1 protein-coding gene is annotated in these 1044 nt (G+C 60.1%); it reads right to left on the bottom strand.

Translation table 11 applies throughout. From position 1 onward, the window contains the following. Nucleotides 1-155: 155 nt before the first annotated feature. Nucleotides 156-1044, bottom strand: an 889-nt coding sequence (locus F8N62_RS31440) for a TonB-dependent siderophore receptor (protein ID WP_150714207.1), incomplete at its 5' end; no start/stop codon positions are given.

Here is a 1044-nt window from a genome sequence, read left to right as displayed (position 1 = left end):
AAAGTGAGTCGCCGTAAGGGCGAAACCCTAGGTAGCCGTTACCCAGGAATGGATATGTACACCTGAAGAACGTGGTCGGCTGTCAGGCCGCCTTCGTCGGAACGCCGCCCGGAGCCGGCTCGCTCCCACAGGGGGCGCGGGTACCTGCGGGACTATCACCACTGATACGTCGCACTCGCCTGAACCGTGCGCTGTGCGCCATACCAGCACCACGAGTAGGAGAAGCACGACGCCACATACTCTTTGTTGGCCAGGTTACTGGCATTCAACGCCAGACGCAGATTGTCCTTGAGACTGTTGATGTGCGGAATGTCGTAATGCAACGCCGCATCCACCAACGTGTAGCCCGGCACCTTCAACGTGTTGGCTGTATCACCCCAGGACGACCCGACATACCGCGCACCGGCGCCCACCCCGAAACCTTTGGCAACCCCGTCGTGGAAGGTGTAGTCCGCCCACACCGAGCCGGTATGGCGAGGCACGGCATAGGGGGTGGTGCCCTTGGCCGACACCGCCGGACCCACGGCAACATCGGTCAGCGGCGCATAACTGACCGTGCTGTTGGACTGAGTGATGCGGTTGTCCAGATAAGCATACGCCGCCGTGATATCGAGGTTGTCATTGAGGCTGGCCTTGCCTTCAAGTTCGAAACCACGAGAACGCACTTCACCGCTCTGTTCCTGACAACGCCCGGTGCCGCACAGGTGCGTCGGATCCGGATCAAGCGTCGGCACGTTGCTCTGGCGCAAATCGTAGATCGACGCGGTGATGAAACTGTTACTGCCCGGTGGCTGATACTTGACCCCCACCTCGTATTGCTTGCCCTCGGTCGGCTTGAACACCGAACCGCCGTAGCCGGTGCCCGACTGCGGCTCGAACGATTCCGAGTAGCTCACATACGGCGAAATACCGTTATCGAACAGGTAAACCAGGCCCACGCGCCCGGTAAACGCCTCACTGTCCAGCGAGGTTTTGGTCTTGAGGTTATTGCGCAAATTCAACGAGCTGTTGTGGTTGTTCGCCCAGTCATAACGCCCGCCCAGC

Source organism: Pseudomonas fluorescens (assembly GCF_902497785.1).
Classification (GTDB): Bacteria; Pseudomonadota; Gammaproteobacteria; order Pseudomonadales; family Pseudomonadaceae; genus Aquipseudomonas; species Aquipseudomonas fluorescens_BO.
The sequence above is the reverse complement of the archived record's forward strand: the minus strand, read 5'-3'. Positions and strand labels throughout refer to the sequence as shown.